At 49.6% G+C, this 19,739-nt stretch carries 17 protein-coding genes, 1 pseudogene and 1 other annotated feature; of the genes and pseudogenes, 16 read left to right on the forward strand and 2 right to left on the reverse strand.

The annotated features are described in order from the left end of the window. Positions 1 to 202: 202 nt before the first annotated feature. The 10 genes and pseudogenes from ribD (at position 203) to WH45_RS14010 (ending at position 11,635) form a co-directional block, all read left to right on the forward strand. Entirely contained in the window at positions 203 to 1,306 is a 1,104-nt protein-coding gene (ribD, locus tag WH45_RS13965) for a bifunctional diaminohydroxyphosphoribosylaminopyrimidine deaminase/5-amino-6-(5-phosphoribosylamino)uracil reductase RibD (protein ID WP_046214988.1), read from the forward strand. 50 nt (positions 1,307 to 1,356) lie between these two features. Further along, positions 1,357 to 2,028 (forward strand): riboflavin synthase, encoded by a 672-nt coding sequence (ribE, locus tag WH45_RS13970; protein WP_046214989.1) that lies wholly within the window; start codon positions 1,357 to 1,359, stop codon positions 2,026 to 2,028. 57 nt (positions 2,029 to 2,085) lie between these two features. Continuing rightward, a pseudogene (gene ribB, locus WH45_RS13975) lies at positions 2,086 to 2,703 on the forward strand (3,4-dihydroxy-2-butanone-4-phosphate synthase); the annotation flags it as partial. Between the two features lie 435 nt (positions 2,704 to 3,138). Beyond that, on the forward strand, positions 3,139 to 3,606 hold the full coding sequence (gene ribH, locus WH45_RS13980) for a 6,7-dimethyl-8-ribityllumazine synthase (RefSeq protein ID WP_046214991.1): 468 nt from the start codon (positions 3,139 to 3,141) through the stop codon (positions 3,604 to 3,606). Between the two features lie 221 nt (positions 3,607 to 3,827). Continuing rightward, positions 3,828 to 4,619 (forward strand): segregation and condensation protein A, encoded by a 792-nt coding sequence (locus WH45_RS13985; protein WP_046214992.1) that lies wholly within the window; start codon positions 3,828 to 3,830, stop codon positions 4,617 to 4,619. Continuing rightward, positions 4,588 to 5,292, forward strand: coding sequence for an SMC-Scp complex subunit ScpB (gene scpB / locus WH45_RS13990; RefSeq protein ID WP_046214993.1), 705 nt, complete (start codon positions 4,588 to 4,590; stop codon positions 5,290 to 5,292). The genes WH45_RS13985 and scpB overlap by 32 nt, the downstream gene beginning before the upstream one ends. 319 nt (positions 5,293 to 5,611) lie before the next feature. Further along, positions 5,612 to 8,221 carry a beta-mannosidase gene (locus WH45_RS13995; RefSeq protein ID WP_052723784.1) on the forward strand — a complete coding sequence of 870 codons (2,610 nt, stop codon included), beginning with the start codon at positions 5,612 to 5,614 and terminating at the stop codon, positions 8,219 to 8,221. 389 nt (positions 8,222 to 8,610) lie between these two features. Beyond that, a complete protein-coding gene (locus tag WH45_RS14000) occupies positions 8,611 to 9,330 on the forward strand; it encodes a pseudouridine synthase (RefSeq protein WP_046214994.1) in 720 nt (239 codons plus the stop codon). Between the two features lie 166 nt (positions 9,331 to 9,496). After that, entirely contained in the window at positions 9,497 to 10,213 is a 717-nt protein-coding gene (locus WH45_RS14005; RefSeq protein ID WP_046214995.1) for a response regulator transcription factor, read from the forward strand. Continuing rightward, positions 10,214 to 11,635, forward strand: a complete 1,422-nt coding sequence (locus WH45_RS14010) for a HAMP domain-containing sensor histidine kinase (protein WP_046214996.1) — start codon at positions 10,214 to 10,216, stop codon at positions 11,633 to 11,635. Between the two features lie 95 nt (positions 11,636 to 11,730). On the opposite strand, the gene serA is transcribed toward WH45_RS14010, so the two are convergent. Next, on the reverse strand, positions 11,731 to 13,323 hold the full coding sequence (serA, locus tag WH45_RS14015; RefSeq protein ID WP_046214997.1) for a phosphoglycerate dehydrogenase: 1,593 nt from the start codon (positions 13,321 to 13,323) through the stop codon (positions 11,731 to 11,733). Between the two features lie 232 nt (positions 13,324 to 13,555). Then, positions 13,556 to 13,787: a binding site (T-box leader), on the reverse strand. Between the two features lie 342 nt (positions 13,788 to 14,129). Here serA and WH45_RS14020 point away from each other — a divergent pair. Then, complete coding sequence (locus WH45_RS14020; protein ID WP_046214998.1) at positions 14,130 to 14,723, forward strand: CPBP family intramembrane glutamic endopeptidase; 594 nt, start codon at positions 14,130 to 14,132, stop codon at positions 14,721 to 14,723. After that, the gene (locus WH45_RS22885) at positions 14,720 to 15,136 is read left to right on the forward strand and encodes a hypothetical protein (protein ID WP_052723785.1); all 417 of its coding nucleotides are present in this window, start codon (positions 14,720 to 14,722) and stop codon (positions 15,134 to 15,136) included. Before WH45_RS14020 ends, WH45_RS22885 begins: the two co-directional genes overlap by 4 nt. A gap of 116 nt (positions 15,137 to 15,252) precedes the next feature. Here the strand turns inward: WH45_RS22885 and WH45_RS14030 are convergent, their stop codons facing one another. Further along, positions 15,253 to 16,146: a polysaccharide deacetylase family protein gene (locus WH45_RS14030; protein ID WP_046214999.1), complete on the reverse strand. Its 894-nt coding sequence runs from the start codon at positions 16,144 to 16,146 to the stop codon at positions 15,253 to 15,255. A gap of 398 nt (positions 16,147 to 16,544) precedes the next feature. Here WH45_RS14030 and WH45_RS14035 point away from each other — a divergent pair, with 398 nt between their 5' ends. The 4 genes from WH45_RS14035 (at position 16,545) to WH45_RS14050 (ending at position 19,700) form a co-directional block, all read left to right on the forward strand. After that, positions 16,545 to 17,156 (forward strand): genetic competence negative regulator, encoded by a 612-nt coding sequence (locus WH45_RS14035; RefSeq protein ID WP_046215000.1) that lies wholly within the window; start codon positions 16,545 to 16,547, stop codon positions 17,154 to 17,156. Between the two features lie 137 nt (positions 17,157 to 17,293). Further along, positions 17,294 to 17,992, forward strand: coding sequence for a glutamic-type intramembrane protease PrsW (prsW, locus tag WH45_RS14040; RefSeq protein WP_046215001.1), 699 nt, complete (start codon positions 17,294 to 17,296; stop codon positions 17,990 to 17,992). Positions 17,993 to 18,417: 425 nt separating this feature from the next. Next, positions 18,418 to 19,122, forward strand: coding sequence for a (d)CMP kinase (cmk, locus tag WH45_RS14045; protein WP_407668027.1), 705 nt, complete (start codon positions 18,418 to 18,420; stop codon positions 19,120 to 19,122). Further along, positions 19,122 to 19,700, forward strand: a complete 579-nt coding sequence (locus WH45_RS14050; RefSeq protein ID WP_046215002.1) for a lysophospholipid acyltransferase family protein — start codon at positions 19,122 to 19,124, stop codon at positions 19,698 to 19,700. The genes cmk and WH45_RS14050 overlap by 1 nt, the downstream gene beginning before the upstream one ends. The last annotated feature ends 39 nt before the right edge of the window (positions 19,701 to 19,739 follow it).

Raw genomic sequence — 19,739 nt, forward strand, 5'->3', positions numbered from 1 at the left:
GACAATCATGATTTCCTGTCTGATACACAGCCCCGTTGACCCGGTTATATACCGAGTCGCGGGGCTTTTTGTATATGCATCAGGTGAGATTGTTAGAACGATATATTTTTGTTACTATATTATTAATAGTAACTATGTGTGTTTCGTGCTGGACAGCAGCTGACCTAATACGAAACGCGACTCACCCAAAGGAGCCTTGAATATGAACGTATTAAACGATGAATTTTATATGTCACTTGCACTGGATATGGCAGAGAGAGCTCAGGGGCAGACGGATATTAACCCGGTGGTCGGCTGTGTCGTTGTCAAGGATGGACGGATTGTCGGCATGGGTGCCCATCTCAAGCGAGGTACCGGTCATGCGGAAGTTCATGCGCTCAATATGGCTGGCGCCGACGCGGAGGGAGCAACGGCTTATGTGACTCTCGAACCGTGCAGCCACTATGGCAAGACGCCACCATGCAGCGACCGTCTGATCCAGGAAAAGGTCAAGCGTGTCGTTGTCGCCGCAGTAGATCCGAATCCTCAGGTAGCCGGTTCAGGCATTGAGCGGCTTCGCAGTCATGGTATAGAAGTCGTTACCGGTGTACTGGCGGAGCGTTCGGAGCGGCTGAACGAGACATTTAACAAATACATCACGACCAGGATGCCATTCGTTACGCTCAAGACCGCCAGTACGCTCGATGGACGTCTCGCTTCACGCACAGGCGACAGCAAATGGATCTCCAATGGCGATGCCCGCGAACGTGTCCATGGGATGCGTCACCGTCACCAGGGCATCATGGTCGGTATCGGAACGGTACTGGCAGATGATCCCGAACTGACGACCCGTACCACCGTGCCCGGTATCCATCCGGTACGGATTGTAATTGACTCCAGACTGAGTATTCCGGATGGAGCCCGGCTGCTGAATACGGAAGAAGCCGATACGATCATTATTACAACGTCACAGGCTGACCCTGATCGAATGCGGCAGCTGGAGCAGCAAAAGGGTGTACGTATACTGATCTGCGGCGATGGACCACAGGTGGATCTGCCACTGGCGATGCGTACACTGGGTGAGCAGGAGCTATCCTCCATTTTGCTCGAAGGAGGCGGCCGGCTGAACGGAGCGATGCTCGAAGCCGGTCTGGTCGATCGCGTGACGCTCTTCTTCGCTCCCAAGCTGATTGGCGGCGGAATGTCCACTTTTACCTTTGACGGATTCGAGAAGATGAATCAGGCGGTGACGCTGGATCAGATGGAAGTGCAGCAACTGGACGATAACGTCTGTATCAGCGGACGTGCGGTCTACCATCATCTGTAAACGTAAAAAATCTCAATATTCAGCATATCCTGAACCAAAGGAGGAAGCCCATGTTTACCGGATTGATTGAAGAAATCGGCACCCTGAAGCGCAGTGAACGCCGCGGCGAGACGATGGTGCTCAGTATTACTGCCTCCCGCATCATGCCCGGTCTGGCGATCGGTGACAGTGTATCATGCAATGGTGTCTGTCTGACGGTCACCTCGATTGCCGGTTCGCTGTTCACCGTGGATGTCATGCCGGAGACCCACCGTCTGTCCAGTCTCAAGGATCTTCACTCCAGCAGCCCAATTAACCTGGAGCGGGCGATGGCGGCCAATAGCCGATTCGGCGGTCATATTGTGCAGGGTCATGTCGACGGAACAGCTGTCATCGAGCAGGTGGAGCATAACCAGAATGCGGTCGTTTTCCGGATCAAGCCGCAGGATACTTCCCTGTTCCGCTATATTATTCCCAAAGGCTCTATCGCTGTCGACGGCATTAGCCTGACCGTAGTGGCAGTTATGAACGATAGCTTCACCATCTCGATCATTCCGCATACGCTCAAGGAAACGGTGCTTGCCCATCGTAAGCCCGGAGATACCGTAAATCTGGAATGTGATGTACTCGGCAAGTATGTAGAGCATATGCTGCAGTACCGCTCCGCTTCACCAAATGATGCACAATCCAACCACCAATCGGCACTGACCGCCAACTTTTTGCAGGAAAACGGATATATGTAGTGCATCATTGGAGCATTTTCGTCAGCAGCCCATTTTTATACCAAGGAGGGACCTACCATGGATAACGAACCTTCCGGTTTGCACCGGATTGAGGAAGCATTACACGATTTGCAGCAGGGTAAAGTTATCATCGTCGTGGATGATGAAGACCGGGAAAATGAAGGCGACTTTATTGCGCTCGCCGATCATGCCACCCCGCAGGTAATCAACTTTATGGTTACCGAAGGACGCGGTCTTGTCTGCCTGCCGATCACGGCAGAACGCGCCGAACAGCTGCAATTGCAGCCGATGGTATCCCAGAATACGGATTACCACGGCACAGCCTTTACCGTATCGGTCGACCATGTGAGCACATCGACAGGCATCTCTGCCCACGAGCGCTCCATGACCGCCCAGGCGATCACCGACCCGGCAGCCGGCCCCGAACATTTCCGCCGCCCGGGCCACATGTTCCCGCTGATCGCCAATCCCGGCGGCGTCCTGTCCAGACCCGGTCACACCGAAGCGGCCATTGACCTGGCCCGCCTCTGCGGAGCATCTCCCGCAGGCGTTATCTGCGAAATCATGAACGAAGACGGCACCATGGCCCGCCTGGACCAACTGCGGACCATCGCCACCAAACACAACCTGCAGCTCATCAGCATCCAGGCCTTGATCACCTATCTACAAACCAAAACCAGCTCCACCCCAAGCAACCCGGCAACTTAAGCAAAAAAATGTATTTTCCAGGGATAGATACCAACATGTCACTCCAGTCATCCTATCCCACCAGCACCACCAAACCATCATCCCAGAACCAAGCTAAGCATCACTCCTATCACCTAACCAGCACCACCAGCAACCCCAGGCAAGCAGCGCAGCGCCCTTGCCCACCTTACTGTCCGACCATCTTTTTTCGGGAGGCAGACAGCTGATCTTGATGCACGGAGCGAGGGGAAAGGAATGATCCACAAGGCCGACATTTAAGAATGGATATCGACTGCGAGAGCAGTCATTCCAGATATCCATTCTTAACCGGAGGCCGGTGGATCATCCTTTCCCCGAGCGGACCCATCACAGCAGCAGCTGTTCGCCTCCCCACTAACCCTACTTGAAATGAGGAAACTAACCATGGCTAACATTTTTGAAGGACATTTAGTCTCGCAGGATCTGAAATTCGGCATTGTCGTTGCCCGTTTTAATGAGTTCATCACCAACAAGCTGCTCAGCGGCGCACTCGACGCTCTCCAGCGTCACGGCACACCGCAGGACAATATCGACGTCGCCTGGGTACCCGGAGCGTTTGAAATTCCGCTGATCGCCCAGAAAATGGCTGAATCCGGCAAATATGATGCCGTTATCACCCTCGGCACCGTGATCCGCGGATCGACCAGTCATTATGACTATGTCTGCAACGAAGTCGCCAAAGGCGTATCCGCGATTAACCTGAAAACAGGCGTACCGGTCATCTTCGGTGTGGTAACCACCGAAAATATCGAACAGGCCATCGAACGTGCCGGCACCAAAGCAGGCAACAAAGGCTGGGATTCCGCAAATGCAGCAATTGAAATGGCGAACCTGACCAGACAGATGAAATAATTACTGAATAGTAGCGATTTTCCCGAAAAGAGGCTATCCTGAAAAGGAATGAGCCTCTTTTTTGCTGAATATGTATGGTCATAGCTATGCATTAAGGATAAAATAAGGTTTGTATGTTAAGCTTGTCGATGCTGCGACTGCCTGAATATAGAGGAGATGTGCGTTATGCATTTCCGGAGAACAGGGCCGCATCGAATGAATCCCATTAAAGGAGTGTGCCTGTGACTGTACTGTACAAACTGGAAACGTTTGAAGGGCCGCTCGATTTGCTGCTTCATTTAATTGACGAATCGGAAATTGACATCCAGAATATTCCGATCAGTGAAATCACGGAACAGTATCTGGAGTATCTTCATAGTATGAAGGAACTTGAGCTCGAAGTGACGAGCGAGTTTCTCGTTATGGCGGCGACGCTGCTGTCGATCAAGAGCAAGCTGCTGCTGCCCAGACCGCCGGTCATGGAGATGGATGATTTTGATTATTATGAGGAAGAAGATCTGGACCCGCGCGCAGAGCTGGTGCGCAAGCTCGTCGAATATCGCAAGTACAAGGGCATTGCCGGACATCTGCGTGAGCGGGAAGAAGAGCGGAGTCTGATTTTTACCAAGGAACCGGAAGACCTCAAGCCCTTTACCGCCAAAGTCAATTACAATCCGGTCGAAGGACTGCATACGATGGATCTGGTAGAAGCTTTCCGCAAGGCGCTTCGCCGGGCGAGCCGGAGAACACAGATTACCCGCATCCAGCGTGATGAGATCTCGGTCAAGGACCGGATTCGTGAAGTGGCCAATCGTTTTCTGGCCCTGGAACGAGGAGAGAACCTGCTGTTCTCCAAACTGCTGGATCAGGCCATGTATCGCCACGAGATTGTGGTAACGTTTTTGGCCGTACTGGAAATGATGAAAATGAAGCAGATTTCGTGTTATCAGAGCCAGTTGTTTGATGACATTGTGATGGAGTGGAGAGGAGAAATAAGCATTAATGAAGTCCCAGAAGTTGAAAGCAGTTATTGAAGGCATGCTGTTCCTTTCCGGTGAGGAAGGACTGAATATCAAGCAGATCGCCGAAGTGACCGATCAGCCTGTACAGACGGTCCAGATCGCGATTGAAGAGCTGCAGGCCGATCTCAAAAAAGCTCGCCGCGGCATTCAGATTATTCATATCGCAGGCAGCTATCAGCTGTCTACCCTGCCGGCACATGCATCCTATTATGAAAAGCTGGCGGAATCGCCCAACCGTTCTTCTCTGTCCCAGGCTGCGCTGGAGACACTGTCGATCGTGGCCTACCGGCAGCCGATTACGAGAGTGGAGATCGAAGAGATTCGCGGAGTCAAATCGGAACGTCCGATCTACACGCTGGTCAACAAAGACCTGATTCAGGAAGTGGGCCGTGCCGAAGCGATCGGTCGTCCTATTTTATATGGAACAACCAAGGCGTTTCTCGATTATTTCGGTCTCAGCGGACTGCGGGAACTGCCGGATGCCGCTTTGTTCGAGGATGCCGGAGATCTCGAAGAAGAGACCCAGCTGCTGTTTCACCGTCTCGAGGAACAGACCTATAATGAAGATATTCCTGCACTGCAAGAACTCGGTGAGGAACTGATCGAGGCGGCACAAGAAGTGCTGACTGAACAACCGGCCGCAGAATCTTCGCAGCAACAGGATGATGAAGAACACAAAGCCTGAGCAGGCATTACTGTACGGGAAGTGAATATTCTATCTGACGAGGATGGGAAATATATATTCCCGATCCGCAGTTCAATAAAAAGCAGACCGACGGGAGGCTATCCGGCAGGTCTGCTTTTTTTGGTAAAAGCGTAACCGCTGCTGCCCTGCCGTACCATCCGTTCCGCTTTCCTTTAAATGGGTAACGTTATTGCCGCAAACAGCGGGCTGCCGGTTTATCCATTTTTGGCATAATTCGTAATCTCAATTTAATTTGATTATTGGTTCCAGTCATAGTAAGGTGTAGGCATAACCCAATAGCGAAAGGATGAATGAAGCGATGAGCAATCTGCAAATCACGCCTTACCGCCTTACCCTGCAAGAGTGGAAGTTCAAGGCAGCCGATGAGAATGAATGGCTGTCCGCTCAGGTACCGGGTACTGTACATACCGATCTGCTGGCGCACGATCTGATTCCCGATCCATTTTATGGTACAAATGAAAAAGAAGTACAATGGGTCGACAAAAAGGATTGGGAATACATAACGACTATCCAGCTGGATCAATCCGCTCTGAAGCATTCCCATGTGGAACTGCTGTTCCATGGACTCGATACGTATGCGGATGTATATTTGAACGATCAGCTGGTGCTGTCCGCAGATAATATGTTCCGTACCTGGAGAGCCGATGTGAAAGGATATGTCAAAGAAGGAGAGAACACGGTACGCATCTATTTCCGTTCTCCGATTCAGGAAGATCTGCCCAAACTGGAAGCACTTGGTTACGCGCTGCCGGCGAGCAATGATCAGTCGGACGTAGGCGAGCTGGGCGAGCAGCGTGTCAGCATCTTTGCCCGCAAAGCGCCTTATCATTATGGCTGGGACTGGGGTCCGCGCTTTGTAACGAGTGGAATCTGGCGTGAAGCCGAGCTGGTCGCCTGGTCAGACGTGCGAATTGAAGACGTATACATTCGTCAAAATCAGGTAACGGCGGAATCCGCTGATCTCACAGCTGTTATCCAGGTGTACTCCGAGCTGGAGCGCAAAGGCTATCTGCATATCCACACAGAAGATCAGAACTGGGAACAGCAGGTGACGCTGCAGGAAGGTACCGATATCATCGAGATTCCATTGACGCTGGAAAACCCCAAGTTATGGTGGTCAAGAGGCCTTGGCGAAGCAAATATGTATACGTTTACAATATCTGTGACCGATGCAGCCGACCAGCAAAATCAGCTGGCCGAGCAGAGTATCCGTACCGGTATTCGTTCGGTACGTCTGGTAAGGGAAAAGCATGGCGATTACCCGGGAACTTCGTTCTACTTTGAGCTCAACGGGGTGCCGGTCTTTGCCAAAGGAGCCAACCATATTCCGAATGACAGCTTCCTGCCAAGAGTCACTTATGAGCGATACCGGCATGAGATCGTATCGGCTGCTGAGGCCAATATGAATATGCTGCGCGTATGGGGCGGCGGCATTTACGAGAATGACGAATTCTATGAACTATGTGATGAATACGGCATTATGGTATGGCAGGACTTTATGTTCGCCTGCAGCATGTATCCGGGAGATGAAAAGTTTTTGGACAGTGTACAGGCTGAAGCGGAAGACAATGTACGCCGTCTGCGCAATCATCCATCGGTGGTCCTCTGGTGTGGTAATAATGAGATGGATTCCGCATGGGCGCATTATATCGAAGATGGCGGTTGGGGCTGGAAAAAGAATTATACGGCAGAGCAGCGCGAACAGATTTGGAACGACTACAAAGCCATTTTCCATGAACTGCTGCCGGACGTGGTAGCCAGTGAATCTCCGGGTATCGACTACTGGGCATCTTCCCCGATGGTCGACATGACCGATACGGTAGAGCAGCATACCCAGGGACTGACAGACAGCGGGGATATTCACTATTGGGGTGTATGGCATGCCAGTGAGCCGTTTGAACGGTACAACGAATATGTTGGTCGCTTTATGAGCGAATATGGTTTCCAGTCCTTCCCGGAATACCGTTCTGTTCGTACCTATGCCGAAGAGTCGGACATGGAACTGGAATCCGAGGTGATGCTGCGTCATCAGAAGAATGGTGCCGGTAACCGTCTGATCAAGGAATACATGGATAAATATTTGCCGGAACCCAAAAACTTCCCGTCCTTCCTGTACATGAGTCAGGTGCTGCAGGCCGAAGCGATGCAGATGGCGATTGAAGCTCACCGCCGCAACAAGCCGTACTGCATGGGTACGCTGTACTGGCAGATGAATGACTGCTGGCCGGTCGCTTCCTGGGCAGGCATGGATTACTTTGGCCGCTGGAAAGCGATGCACTATTACGCCAAACGCAGCTTCCGTGATATTGCCGTATCGGTAGACGGTTCGAGCGGAGAGCAGTTTGATATCTATGCCATCTCCGATGTGCTGGCTCCAGCCGCACTGATGATCCGGGTCAAAGTACTCGGCACGGATGGTGAACTGTACAAGGAGATTCCGCAATCGTTCAGCCTGGCAGGCAATGAATGTCTGAAGCTGATGTCCCTGTCCAGAGATCATCTGCTGGATGGCGTCGATCCGAATCAGGCGGTGCTGCTCGTTGAGCTGGAGCATGATGGAGAACTGATTGATTCCCAGCTGAGCTACTTTGTCTCGTACAAGGATATTTCGATGAGCCCACCGAATATCATGGTCACGGAAAAGGAAGAAGACGGTGCAACCGTAATCGAACTGACCACAGACAAGCTGGCCCGCCAGGTATGGCTGTCTGCGGATAATGCAGGGGAGTTCAGTGATAACTTCTTTGACCTGCTGCCGGGACAGACGTATCGTGTCCATTTCTGCCAGCTGACCGATGTGGTACAAAGCGGATCACGTAAACCGCAGTATGGTCTGTCATCCGCAGCCATGGTGCCGTCCCGTGCAGAGGGACTGAAAGTAACATCAATGGCCGACTATATCAAATAAGCAGCCATACGATTAGGGATCTGTTCGGCTGAGATGTCGATATGACAAGTGTAGAGATAACAACAGTAATTACCGGAGCCGGATCGGTTCCTGAACCATCCTATAATTTATGATCAGGACGATCGCCTATCTACAAAAATCCTCAACCGCTGCTGTACGGGCAGGTTGAGGATTTTTTGTAATATCGATCGTTATTTTTCTTTCTTTACTATATAGTATTCAACCGACTGCCGGATGACCGGTATGCTTTCTGCGCAGGAATAGCAGCTGTACCTTCTTATGAGTGCCTGATTTCTCCAAATTGCAATGAAGAAGAGCGTTAACTTTATCCTTTATCTTGTGATTTTGTTCGCATATGAGTATCATTAACATGAGGTGAAATGACTATTATGGAACGATTGCAGAAAATATTGGCTCAAGCGGGTGTAGCTTCACGCCGTAAAAGTGAAGAACTGATTCTGGCGGGAAAAGTAACCGTCAATGGTGAGGTAGTCACTGAGTTGGGAACCAAAGCGGATCCGACTGTCGATGAGATTACGGTAAACGGAAGATCCATCGCAGCTGAGAAGAAAGTATACTATATGTTTAATAAGCCCAAGGGAGTCATCACGAGTGTAACTGATCCGGAAGGACGGAAAACTGTACAGGACTATCTCAAAGGCGTTAATGAACGCGTATTCCCGGTTGGACGTCTGGACTATGACTCCGAAGGGTTATTGATTCTGACCAATGATGGTGAACTGGCCAACAGACTGACCCATCCCAAGCACCACGTACCCAAAACGTATCTCGTTACGGTAGAAGGTGTACCGCACGGCGATTCTCTGGACAAATTCCGCAGAGGTATCCAGTTGGAAGATGGTATGACCCAGCCGGCAGAAGCTGAGTATTACGATATCGATACCGACAAGAAGCAGGCTACCATCCGTGTAACGATCTATGAAGGCAAGAACCGTCAGATCCGCCGCATGTTTGATGCCCTGTCCCACAAAGTTATCCGTCTGAAACGGATCGCTTTTGGCGAACTGCTGATTGGCAATCTCAAGCGCGGCCTTCATCGTCCGCTGAGCAAACAGGAACTGGACGCTCTGCAAAGAGGCTCCAAATAAGCATTGCCGGATCATCGGCTTCAGGCAGGCACGACCATTATGGTTCGCCTGCCTGAAGCTGTACGCCGGAGGTCATTTGCAGGCAGCACAGCCTGCCGGTGACTATCAAAAACTACAGAAATCATTAATTCTGATATTCCGTCGCACAGCTGGGGGGCTTTAGGAAATGAGTGAACAATTGAACCGTATTCTCGTAGTGGATGATGAAGAACGCATTCGCCGTCTGCTGCGCATGTATCTGGAAAAAGAAGGTTATGAAATCGAAGAAGCCGAAGATGGTGAAACCGCGCTGCGCAAAGCTCTTGCTGACGACTATGGTCTGATCATGCTGGATCTGATGCTGCCGGGAATCGACGGAATTGAAGTCTGCAACCGTCTGCGTCAATCCAAGTCCACACCGGTATTGATGCTGACAGCCAAAGGCGAAGAGGTGAACCGCGTGCAGGGCTTCGAAGTGGGTGCTGACGACTATGTGGTGAAGCCGTTCAGTCCGCGTGAAGTCATCTACCGGGTCAAGGCGATCATGCGTCGTTCATCGGCGACCGCCTATCTGTCTCAGGAAAACAATTCAAGCAACAATATCGTGTTCCCGAACCTGATTATTGAGCACGACGCACACCGGGTGACGGCAAGCGGCCATGAGATCAGTCTGACGCCAAAGGAATATGAACTGCTGCACTTCCTTGCTTCGTCGCCGGACAAAGTATTTTCCCGGGAAGAACTGCTCAAGGATGTATGGAACTATGAATTTTTCGGTGATCTGCGTACCGTTGACACCCATGTTAAGCGCTTGCGTGAAAAACTGAATAAAGTCTCTCCCGATTCTGCCGCGATGATCACGACCGTCTGGGGGGTAGGCTACAAGTTAGAGGTGCCTAAATAAGTGGACTTCTGGAGAACGCTTGTCGGTAAATTGTGGCTAACGATCAGTGGACTGGTTGCCTGTGTCCTGCTGACACTGGGGTTGTTTTTACTGCCTTATATTGATACCAACTTTACCAATTCAGACGCGATCAAAAGGCTGTTTACGTATGTATCGATTATCGGATTTGCGCTGACCACTTTTTTTGCGCTGTTCCTGCTGACCAAGATAACGCAGCCGATGCAGCAGCTGATTCAGGCGACAGACGGCATCCGCAAAGGGAAGTACAATACACGCCTGGCGCTGCGTACTGGTGACGAGATTGGTCAGCTGGCAAGCGCCTTTAACCATATGGCCGAGGAACTGGAAAAGAATATCCAGAATCTGCAGCTGGAAAAGGAACAGATGGCGAGCGTACTGCGCAGCATGGGTGATGGTGTAATTACCTTTGACAAGAAGGGCAATATGATCCTGCATAACCCGCTCGGCGAAATGATCATGGACAGCTGGCACAAAGCCGGCTGGGAAGGTCAGGAGGATGGCAGCGGTGCGGCCGCTTCCAAAGTGCCGGAACCGCTGTATCCGATGTTCGAGCGGGTCATCCGGGAACGTCAGGATCAGAGCTCCAATATCCATGTCAAGCAGCAGGTATGGGCCGTCAATATGACGCCGCTGTACTCGGGCGAGGATGTGCGCGGTACCGTATCCGTGCTGCGCGATGTGACCGAAGAGGTCAAGGCAGAGAAAATGCGCCGCGACTTTGTCGCCAATGTATCGCACGAGATTCGAACGCCGCTGCAGATGATTCAGGGTTACAGTGAAGCACTGCTCGATGGCATGGCTTCCTCACCGGAGGAAAGCAATGAACTGGTGCAGGTGATTTACGATGAATCCCTGCGCATGAGCAGGCTGGTACAGGATCTGCTGGATCTGTCGCGAATGGAGGCCGGGCACACGGACATGAATTTCGGGCAGATGAATCTAAATGAATTGATGGACCGGGTGTACCGCAAGTTCTCCGTACGTGCCAAGGAACGCGAGCTGGAGCTGGATTTTGTTCGTGATGAAACGCCGTTGATGCTGGAAGCGGATGCCGATCGGCTGGAGCAGGTATTTACCAATCTGCTGGACAATGCATTCCGCCACACACAGGCTGGTGGCACCATTACCGTTACCGCTGCGGTGGAAGACAGCAATGTTCGTGTGTCCTTCCAGGATACGGGTGCAGGCATTCCGCTGGAAGATCTGCCGTTTATTTTTGAGCGGTTCTACAAGGCGGACAAGGCAAGAGTCCGTGGAGAATCCGGTGGTACCGGGCTTGGACTGGCGATCGTGCGCAATATTATCGAAGCCCATCAGGGTAGCATTACGGCAGACAGCCAGGTAGGCAAGGGAACTGTATTTACCCTGCGGCTGCCTGTGCATCATGAAGACCGGGATTGAATATATAAAAAAGCTCCTGCCGATTATCCGGTGCAGGAGCTTTTTTAGTATGTTTATTTGTAAAAGTACATGTTATAGGCAGAGTCCATGATCTGTTAGGCCAGCACGACTTCCTGCGCAGTGTTCAGGTTTGGCAGGCTGGTCAGCTCGACGAGTACCTGCTTCGGTACATCTTTGTCCACAGTCAGGATCATGATCGCTTCGCCGCCTTCAATTTTCCGTCCAACCTGCATGGAGGCGATATTGACATCTTTTTGACCGAGCAGGGAGCCCACATTACCGATGATGCCGGGTTTGTCCGTATGGGATACGAGAATCTGGTGACCGGCAGGCAGTACATCCACCGAATAATCATTGATGCGGACAATACGCTCCCCATAACCGCTCAGCAGGGTACCGGAGATTCGCTGATCACTGCCATCCTGGCCTTTCAGGCTCACCGTGATCAGATTGGTAAAGCCTTTGGTCGATGGAGCACTGGTAACAATCACATTTAGATCACGCACTTTGGCCAGATGAAGCGAGTTGACGATATTCGCTTCCGAACCGAGATGACGGGAGAGAATGCCTTTCAGAATATAACGGGTCAGCGGCTGGGTATCCACTTCGGACAGATCGCCCGCATAGTCGATACGGATCTCCTGGATCGCCTGTACGGAGATTTGAGCGGCAAAGCTGCCCAGCTTCTCTCCCAGTCCAAAGTACGGCTGCAGCTTGTTCATGACGCTTGCAGCGACAGGAGGCATGTTGACCGCATTTTTGAACGGCTCGTCACGCAGAATATGCAGTACCTGCTCGGATACATCGATCGCTACGTTTTCCTGGGCTTCCACCGTGGAAGCGCCGAGGTGAGGCGTTACGATAATGCTTGGATGATTCAGGAAAGGGTGATCCGCCTGCGGTGGCTCGCTCTCGAATACATCAAAGGCCGCTCCGGCCACAATGCCTTCATCAATCGCCGCTACCAGTGCCAGCTCATCGATGACGCCGCCGCGGGCACAGTTGATGATACGCATTCCTTTTTTCATGATCTGGAATTGCGGTGTCGAGATCATATGCTTGGTCTCCGGCGTAAGTGGTGTATGCACTGTCATAAAGTCGGCATGCTGCAGAATATCATCCACACTGGCCAGCTTGACACCCATCTTGTCGGCACGCTCCTGAGTCAGGAATGGATCGTAGCCGAGAATATCCATACCAAATGCTTTGGCACGCTTGGCGACTTCACTGCCGATGCGGCCCATACCGAGTACGCCCAGTGTTTTGTTACGCAGTTCGACCCCGAGGAAAGATTTGCGGTCCCAGGTACCGTTAATGGTTTTGGCATAGGCCTGTGGAATATGGCGTGCCAGAGCCATCATCATGGCAAAGGTATGCTCACAGGTTGTAATCGTGTTACCGTCCGGTGCGTTGATGACGATAATGCCGCGCTGGGTAGCGGCTTCCAGATCGATATTGTCGACGCCGACACCTGCACGTCCCACGACTTTAAGCTTGGTTGCAGCTTCCATGATTTTGGCTGTAACCGTCGTCTGGCTGCGTACGAGCAGTGCATCGTATTCGCTGATAATAGCAGTCAATTCGTCTTCGCTCAGTCCTGTCTTTTTGTCTACCGTGATGTCCGAAACATCCATCAGTTGTTGAATCCCCAGATCGCTAATTGGATCAGATACCAGTACCTTAAACATTATTTCTTTCCTCCTCCAAAATGGTCATTCTTTGTTTTTTTGTCATTCTCCTTGTTGGCTGTACAGGTTGTGCTTTATATAAACATTTGCCTCTGTCACGGACGCTGACAGACAGCTGCAAATGTTAATATCCCGGATGATCCTGACTCCATTTAATTACCGAACAAACGCACTAACGCACAAAAGCAAAAATTATACAAAAAAAGCACTCATCCGCACACTACGATTGTAGTCAAGGGACGAGAGCTGTCGTGGTACCACCCTAATTCGCTGTTCTCTCACAAGAAACAGCCTTATGGTCAAATCAATTGACCCGATTCATAACGGAATCACCCGACTGTACCTACTCCAATTTCAATACAGTGACTCAGGAACGCTCAAAATATACAATCGGTTTACCGGTTTGCACCAACCACCGGCTCTCTGAAAACCAGAGTGCAATTTTTTTCCTTCACAGACGTTAAAGTAATTTAATTTTTCATAATGTACCATGGGTTACATACCATGTCAATAACGTATTTTGGAATCAAACACGAATATTAAATGTGAAAAGTGATTGAATATACGTATTATGCTCTGTTGAATCCTATTGTATCCCAGAAGCGTAATCAAATACAGCATAATTATATCTGACTGCCTAAAATAGGTTCAGCGGTCTATATATCAACCCGATCACGCCGGATAGCTGGGAACAGCGAACGAAACCGGCAAGAGGATTATTTGCTTTGGTGAATATCATGCTATAATGAATTTTATTAATGGAAAGCGGGCATCCGGCTCAATGCTTGACCAAGAGGATTGTGATTATGAAAAAAGGCAAGTTTCGATCATTTAAATTAAAACGTGTACAGCCCGAACAGCTGACTGACAAGCTGCTGCTCGCCAATCTGTATCTGACCCAGGGACTTACATTGCTCGTTGGCCTGATCTGGATATGGCTGCAGGGACGCAATCCGTTTCTGCTGCTTCAGCTGCCGACCAATCTGCAGTTTGTATGGTGGGGGCTTGGACTCGCTGGAGCGATGCTGCTGGCCGATCTGTTCATTTCCAGAGTAATTCCGGAGAGCAGTATGGATGACGGCGGGATTAACGAAATGATTTTCAAAAACCGGCCGATCTGGCATATCGTGATTATTACCCTGATCGTCGGCATCTGTGAAGAAATTTTGTTTCGTGGAGCCATTCAGCACGCCTTTGGACCGTACTGGACCAGCATCATTTTCGCAGCTATTCACTTTCGGTATCTGCGCCACTGGATTCCGACTGGCTGGGTGTTTGTCAGCAGCTACGCTCTTGGGTATATTTATATTGAATCCGGTACATTATGGGCACCCATTTTATGTCATTTTATGATTGACCTGATATCCGGTCTGATTATTTCGTTGCGGAGGGAAAAATGAGCGAACGTCTAAGCAGGTTGGAACGTTACAGCACAACTAGGGATACAAGCAGAATAGAACGTTTTGGCAGCAATCGGGATGAAGGTTTGCTGATCGGCGGACGAATCAAGTTACCTGCCGGTCGCAGCAAGCGTTCAGCACGAACCGTACGGCAGTCAGCGTATCAGCCAGTGAATCCATCTGTTGAGGCAGAAGGCAAAGAGCAGGGCGAAGGAGAAGAGGAAGAGGGCGAAAAGGAATATGCGCCACGCAGCACCATCTATCCGGCTCGCAAAATCAGGTTAGCCAAGTTCTTTTATGGCTATCTGATCTTCATGTTTGTGGTACTGACCGGTATGCTGCTCTGGTGGGGTTTCAAGCTTTCCGGCTTTATGCTGAGCTGGGACAAATTCAAAAGTCTGTTTCTGCAATAATTGGTAATACATTTGAACAGCCAACAGCTGCTTGATCCACAATATTGAAAATACAAAAACGCAGAGTGCGGATGTTTCCGCAGCTCTGCGTTTTTATATGTCGATATGTTGTTTGCTTAGCGCATTTCCGGCTCGATTGTATCGGGATCGACAAAAGTGTATCCTTTGGCTTCCAGCTTGGTCAGCAGCTCATCCAGTGCTTCCACTGTCCATGGCAGTTCATGCATCAGAATGGTACTGCCGGAATGCAGCTGATCCATCACGTTGGTAATGACAGCCTGGGGATCATCCTGGTTGACCCAATCCAGTGAGCCTACAGACCAGTTCATGTACATCAGATTGTTTTTGGCAGCGACTTCATGCACGGCATCATTGCCTGCTCCATTAGGCGGACGCAGGAAACGTGGAGTGATATTAATCGTTTCTTCAATGATTTTCTGGGTGTCTTCAATTTGCTGCTTTACTTTGGCGGCTGATTCATTTTTGAGTACGATATGATCATACGTATGGTTGCCGATCACGCCTCCGCGATCATGAATCAGTTTGAGCAGCTCCGGATGCTGCTTGACACGGCTGCCGTTTACATAGAAAATGGCACGGGCATGATGCTTGTCGAGCGTATCCATCATGCTGTTGATCATTTTCGCTTCTTTTGGACCATCGTCAAAAGTCAGCAGAACGACTTTTTTTGGCGTTTTGTCCGATTCTTTATTCGGCACAATATCATAGTTTTTGTTCATATGATATGTATAGCTTGCAGGTGCTTCGGCCTTGACATCTTCAGCCGGCTTACTGCTGCCTTCCTGCGCTTTGGCTTCCGTTGAATCGGTGGCAGTCGTACCTTTGGCTGTGCTCTGTGGTGTCGTGCCGGATTCGGCGCTTTGTTCTGTAGTGACGGTTGGTGTGGCAGGAGCCTGATTTGCACCCGTATCGCCGGCAGTAGTCTGGTTGCTGCATGCGGATAACATCAGCACGGATAGGAGCAGCCAGCCCGCAGTTTTCTTACCCATTCATTTCACGCTCTTTTCTGTCTGTATTTTCGGTAACCAAGCCGCTGAGGTCCGTGAAAATGACTTTTGCAGAGCCAATGTATTTATTCAGCGGACAACAGTACGCCTATGTAAATTAAATCCCTAATCGGCATAAAAAATCAACTCTTGTATAAATTTTCTATGTGATTTGGGCATACAAATGCCTAATAACCCAAAAAGCAGACAAATGAATCAGCCGCATAATGATAAAACGCTTACAATCATAATTATGTGCAAAGCGTTTTATTACGTGCATTTAAGGATAATAAATGGTAACATATATAATATAGCCTTGCTATATTTAAACCATATGAATAGGGAATGGATGACACGCATTATGCGTGATCACAACCTATGTTTTCAAGGGGGATCCTATCATGAAAATAGAAAGATTGAGCTCAGACAAAATACGGATTTTCCTTACTTTTGATGATCTCACTGAGCGCGGGATTCAAAAAGAAGATATGTGGCAGGAGATTCCAAAAGTGCACGACCTGTTCACTGAAATGATGGACCAGGCTTATACGGAGCTTGGGTTTGATGCTACCGGTCCACTGGCGGTCGAAGTATTCGCGCTTCCTGCACAGGGTATGGTAGTGATAGTAACTCGCGGTAAATACGATCAGCATCTGGGTACCATGAACGAAGATGATCTGGCTGATGAGATATACGAGATGGAAGTTACTCTGGAAGAGACCGATTTTATCGCCTATGCCTTCAAGGACTTCGAGACATTGATCGAAGCGGCGCATACGCTTTCCCAGAACGTAACGGAGGCTGGAAGACTGTATCATTACAAAGATCAGTGGGTGTTCACCCTTGATCCTGCTGAAGTGGATATGTCCAAGCACGCAGCCCTGATTGCTGTACTGGCTGAGTTTGGTGATGCTACTTCGGTTACCGAAGCTATGCTGGAAGAATACGGTAAAGTGGTTATGCCGGAAAATGCGGTAGAGATTATCTGCAACCATTTCAAGCGTAATGACTGAATGAAATCAAGACATCCAGGTATTTCCTTCGCTTAATAAATAGTCCGAACCGGCCGGAAGGAGTTCCTATTTCGTATGTTGCACATAACGGCACATCAACCGGTGGTCAGGCTATAAATCGATGAGGGGGAATCTGGGTGTCTTTATTTTCAATTCTGATGGCTGCAATAGCTCCGGGTATTGCACTGCTTGTATATGTCTATCTCAAGGATAAATATGACACCGAACCGCTTCATCTGGTGATCAAATTTTTTCTACTCGGAATTGCTATTGTATTTCCGATCATGATTATTCAGCGGGCAATGGTACTCGGTCTTGGAGAAAGTCCGTATGTTTTCTCATTTCTGATTTCTGCGGGTGTAGAGGAAGCAGCCAAGTGGTTTATCATTTATCATATTTTGTACAACCATACGGAATTTGATGAGCCTTATGATGGAATTGTCTATGCTGTTGCTCTTTCACTCGGATTTGCCACACTGGAAAATGTGCTTTATGCGCTCTATAATTCGATGTCGGTGGTGTCGCTGCTGGCACGCGGTCTGCTGCCGGTATCCGGACATGCATTGTTCGGTGTCATCATGGGATACTATGTAGGCAAAGCCAAATTCACCGCCACCTCGCGCAAACGGCGCTTGTTTCTCGCCTGTGCGCTGGTGTTGCCACTATTCTGGCATGGTGTATATGACTTTATCCTCCAGACGGTTACCCAGCACTGGATGTGGTACATTATACCGCTGATGCTGTTCCTCTGGTACGGCGGCATGATCAAGATTGCACGTGCGAATAACCGTTCACCTTTCCGGTTTGTCAAAAGGGAAGAGGAAATGAATACGTAAATAGACGCATCAATAAAACCCGCAGTCGGACAATAGATCCGGACGGCGGGTTTTATTTATAATAAATATAGTTGGCGGTGCTGGGAACGGAATACAGCTGCATATTGATTTGAGTACTATCAATCAGAGAAAGATATCATTTGGGGAGTAGTTCTGCAGGATACAACGCGCTTAGGCAGTATGCTCTGGTTGTCAGCCCTTGGGAACAGCCAATTGAAGGTGGACACAAGCGCTGAAGTGCCGTATCGGATACCAATCGCCCAAAACGGATTGCTTGTTGTTGTAAGCAGTAAATCGATTTTCGAACCCTCTGGGTGACTGTACGCTTTTGCATGTTCTAGGGGACTGTGTTATAATTTGCTTGACGCAGGCAATGCCTGCTTTTTTATTGAGTTGGAGTATGATGGTTGAGGGGGAGTTCCCGGTTGGAACGCCAAATGTTAGAACATAACGGGAAAATCAACATTGCGATTGATGGACCTGCCGGCGCAGGGAAAAGTACAATTGCACGTATGGTCGCGAAGCGGCTTGGCTATGTATATGTCGATACGGGAGCAATGTACCGCGCCGTCACATGGCATATGCTTCAATTAAATATTGAACCTGAAAATGCCGAAAAGGTGCTTCAAGAAGCACAAAATCTGGTGATTGAATTAATACCTGATGAACAGGGACAGAAGGTCCTGGCTAATGGAGCGGATGTAACTGCAGATATTCGTAGTCTGACCGTGAACCGGATTGTGTCACGATATGCGCAAATCGAGGGGCTGAGAGTAAAGCTATCGTCTTTACAGCGGCAAATGGCTTTGCGTAAAGGCGTTGTGATGGATGGACGCGATATCGGTACTCATGTGCTTCCAGATGCAGAGTTGAAGATCTTTATGACAGCAACTGTGCAGGAACGTGCCAGACGCAGGTATGCAGAAATGGATGCTTCGGAGGGTATTACACTGGAGCAGCTTGAACGCGAGATTGCAGAACGGGATCAGCTGGATGAGCAACGTGAATTTTCTCCGCTGGTATGTGCAGATGATGCGGTGGTACTGGATACAACGTCGATGTCTATCGATCAAGTATCCGATCACATATTGATGCTGGCCCATACTACAATGGCAGGGAGAGTCCAATGATGTTCTATCGATTCATTCGCGCTCTTATACGCTTTTTTTATCGCATTCTGTTCCGCATCAAGGCTGAAGGATTGGAGCATATCCCACAGGAAGGTGGCGTGCTGCTCTGTTCCAACCACATCAGTAATCTGGATCCTCCCATGGTAGGCATCCTGATTAAACGCCAGGTTCGCTTTATGGCCAAGGAAGAACTGTTCCATGCTCCTGTACTGGGACCGATTATTGCAAGACTTGGCGCTTTTCCGGTCAAACGGGGCGGCATCAGCAAGGAATCGATCCGTACTGCGCTCACCATTTTGCGTGAAGGCGGTATAATGGGGATTTTCCCTGAAGGTACGCGCAATTCTCAGGCAGCAGCTGCCAAGCGTGGCGCTGCAACTTTTGCATTGCGGAGTGATGCGGCAGTAATTCCGGCTGCGATTATTGGAAACTATAAGCTTTTTCGTACAACCAAGGTTGTATATGGTCCACCGGTCGACCTTTCCGCTTACAAAGGCAAAGATGCGACAGGTACGGCTGAAGAAGCAACGGAGAAAATTATGGAAGCTATCCGTAAAATTATCCGTGAAAATCAATGAATGTGTTTTGAACTCAGCATTACTGCGAGTTTAAATAAA

The organism is Paenibacillus wulumuqiensis (genome assembly GCF_000971965.1).
Taxonomy (GTDB): domain Bacteria; phylum Bacillota; class Bacilli; order Paenibacillales; family Paenibacillaceae; genus Saccharibacillus; species Saccharibacillus wulumuqiensis.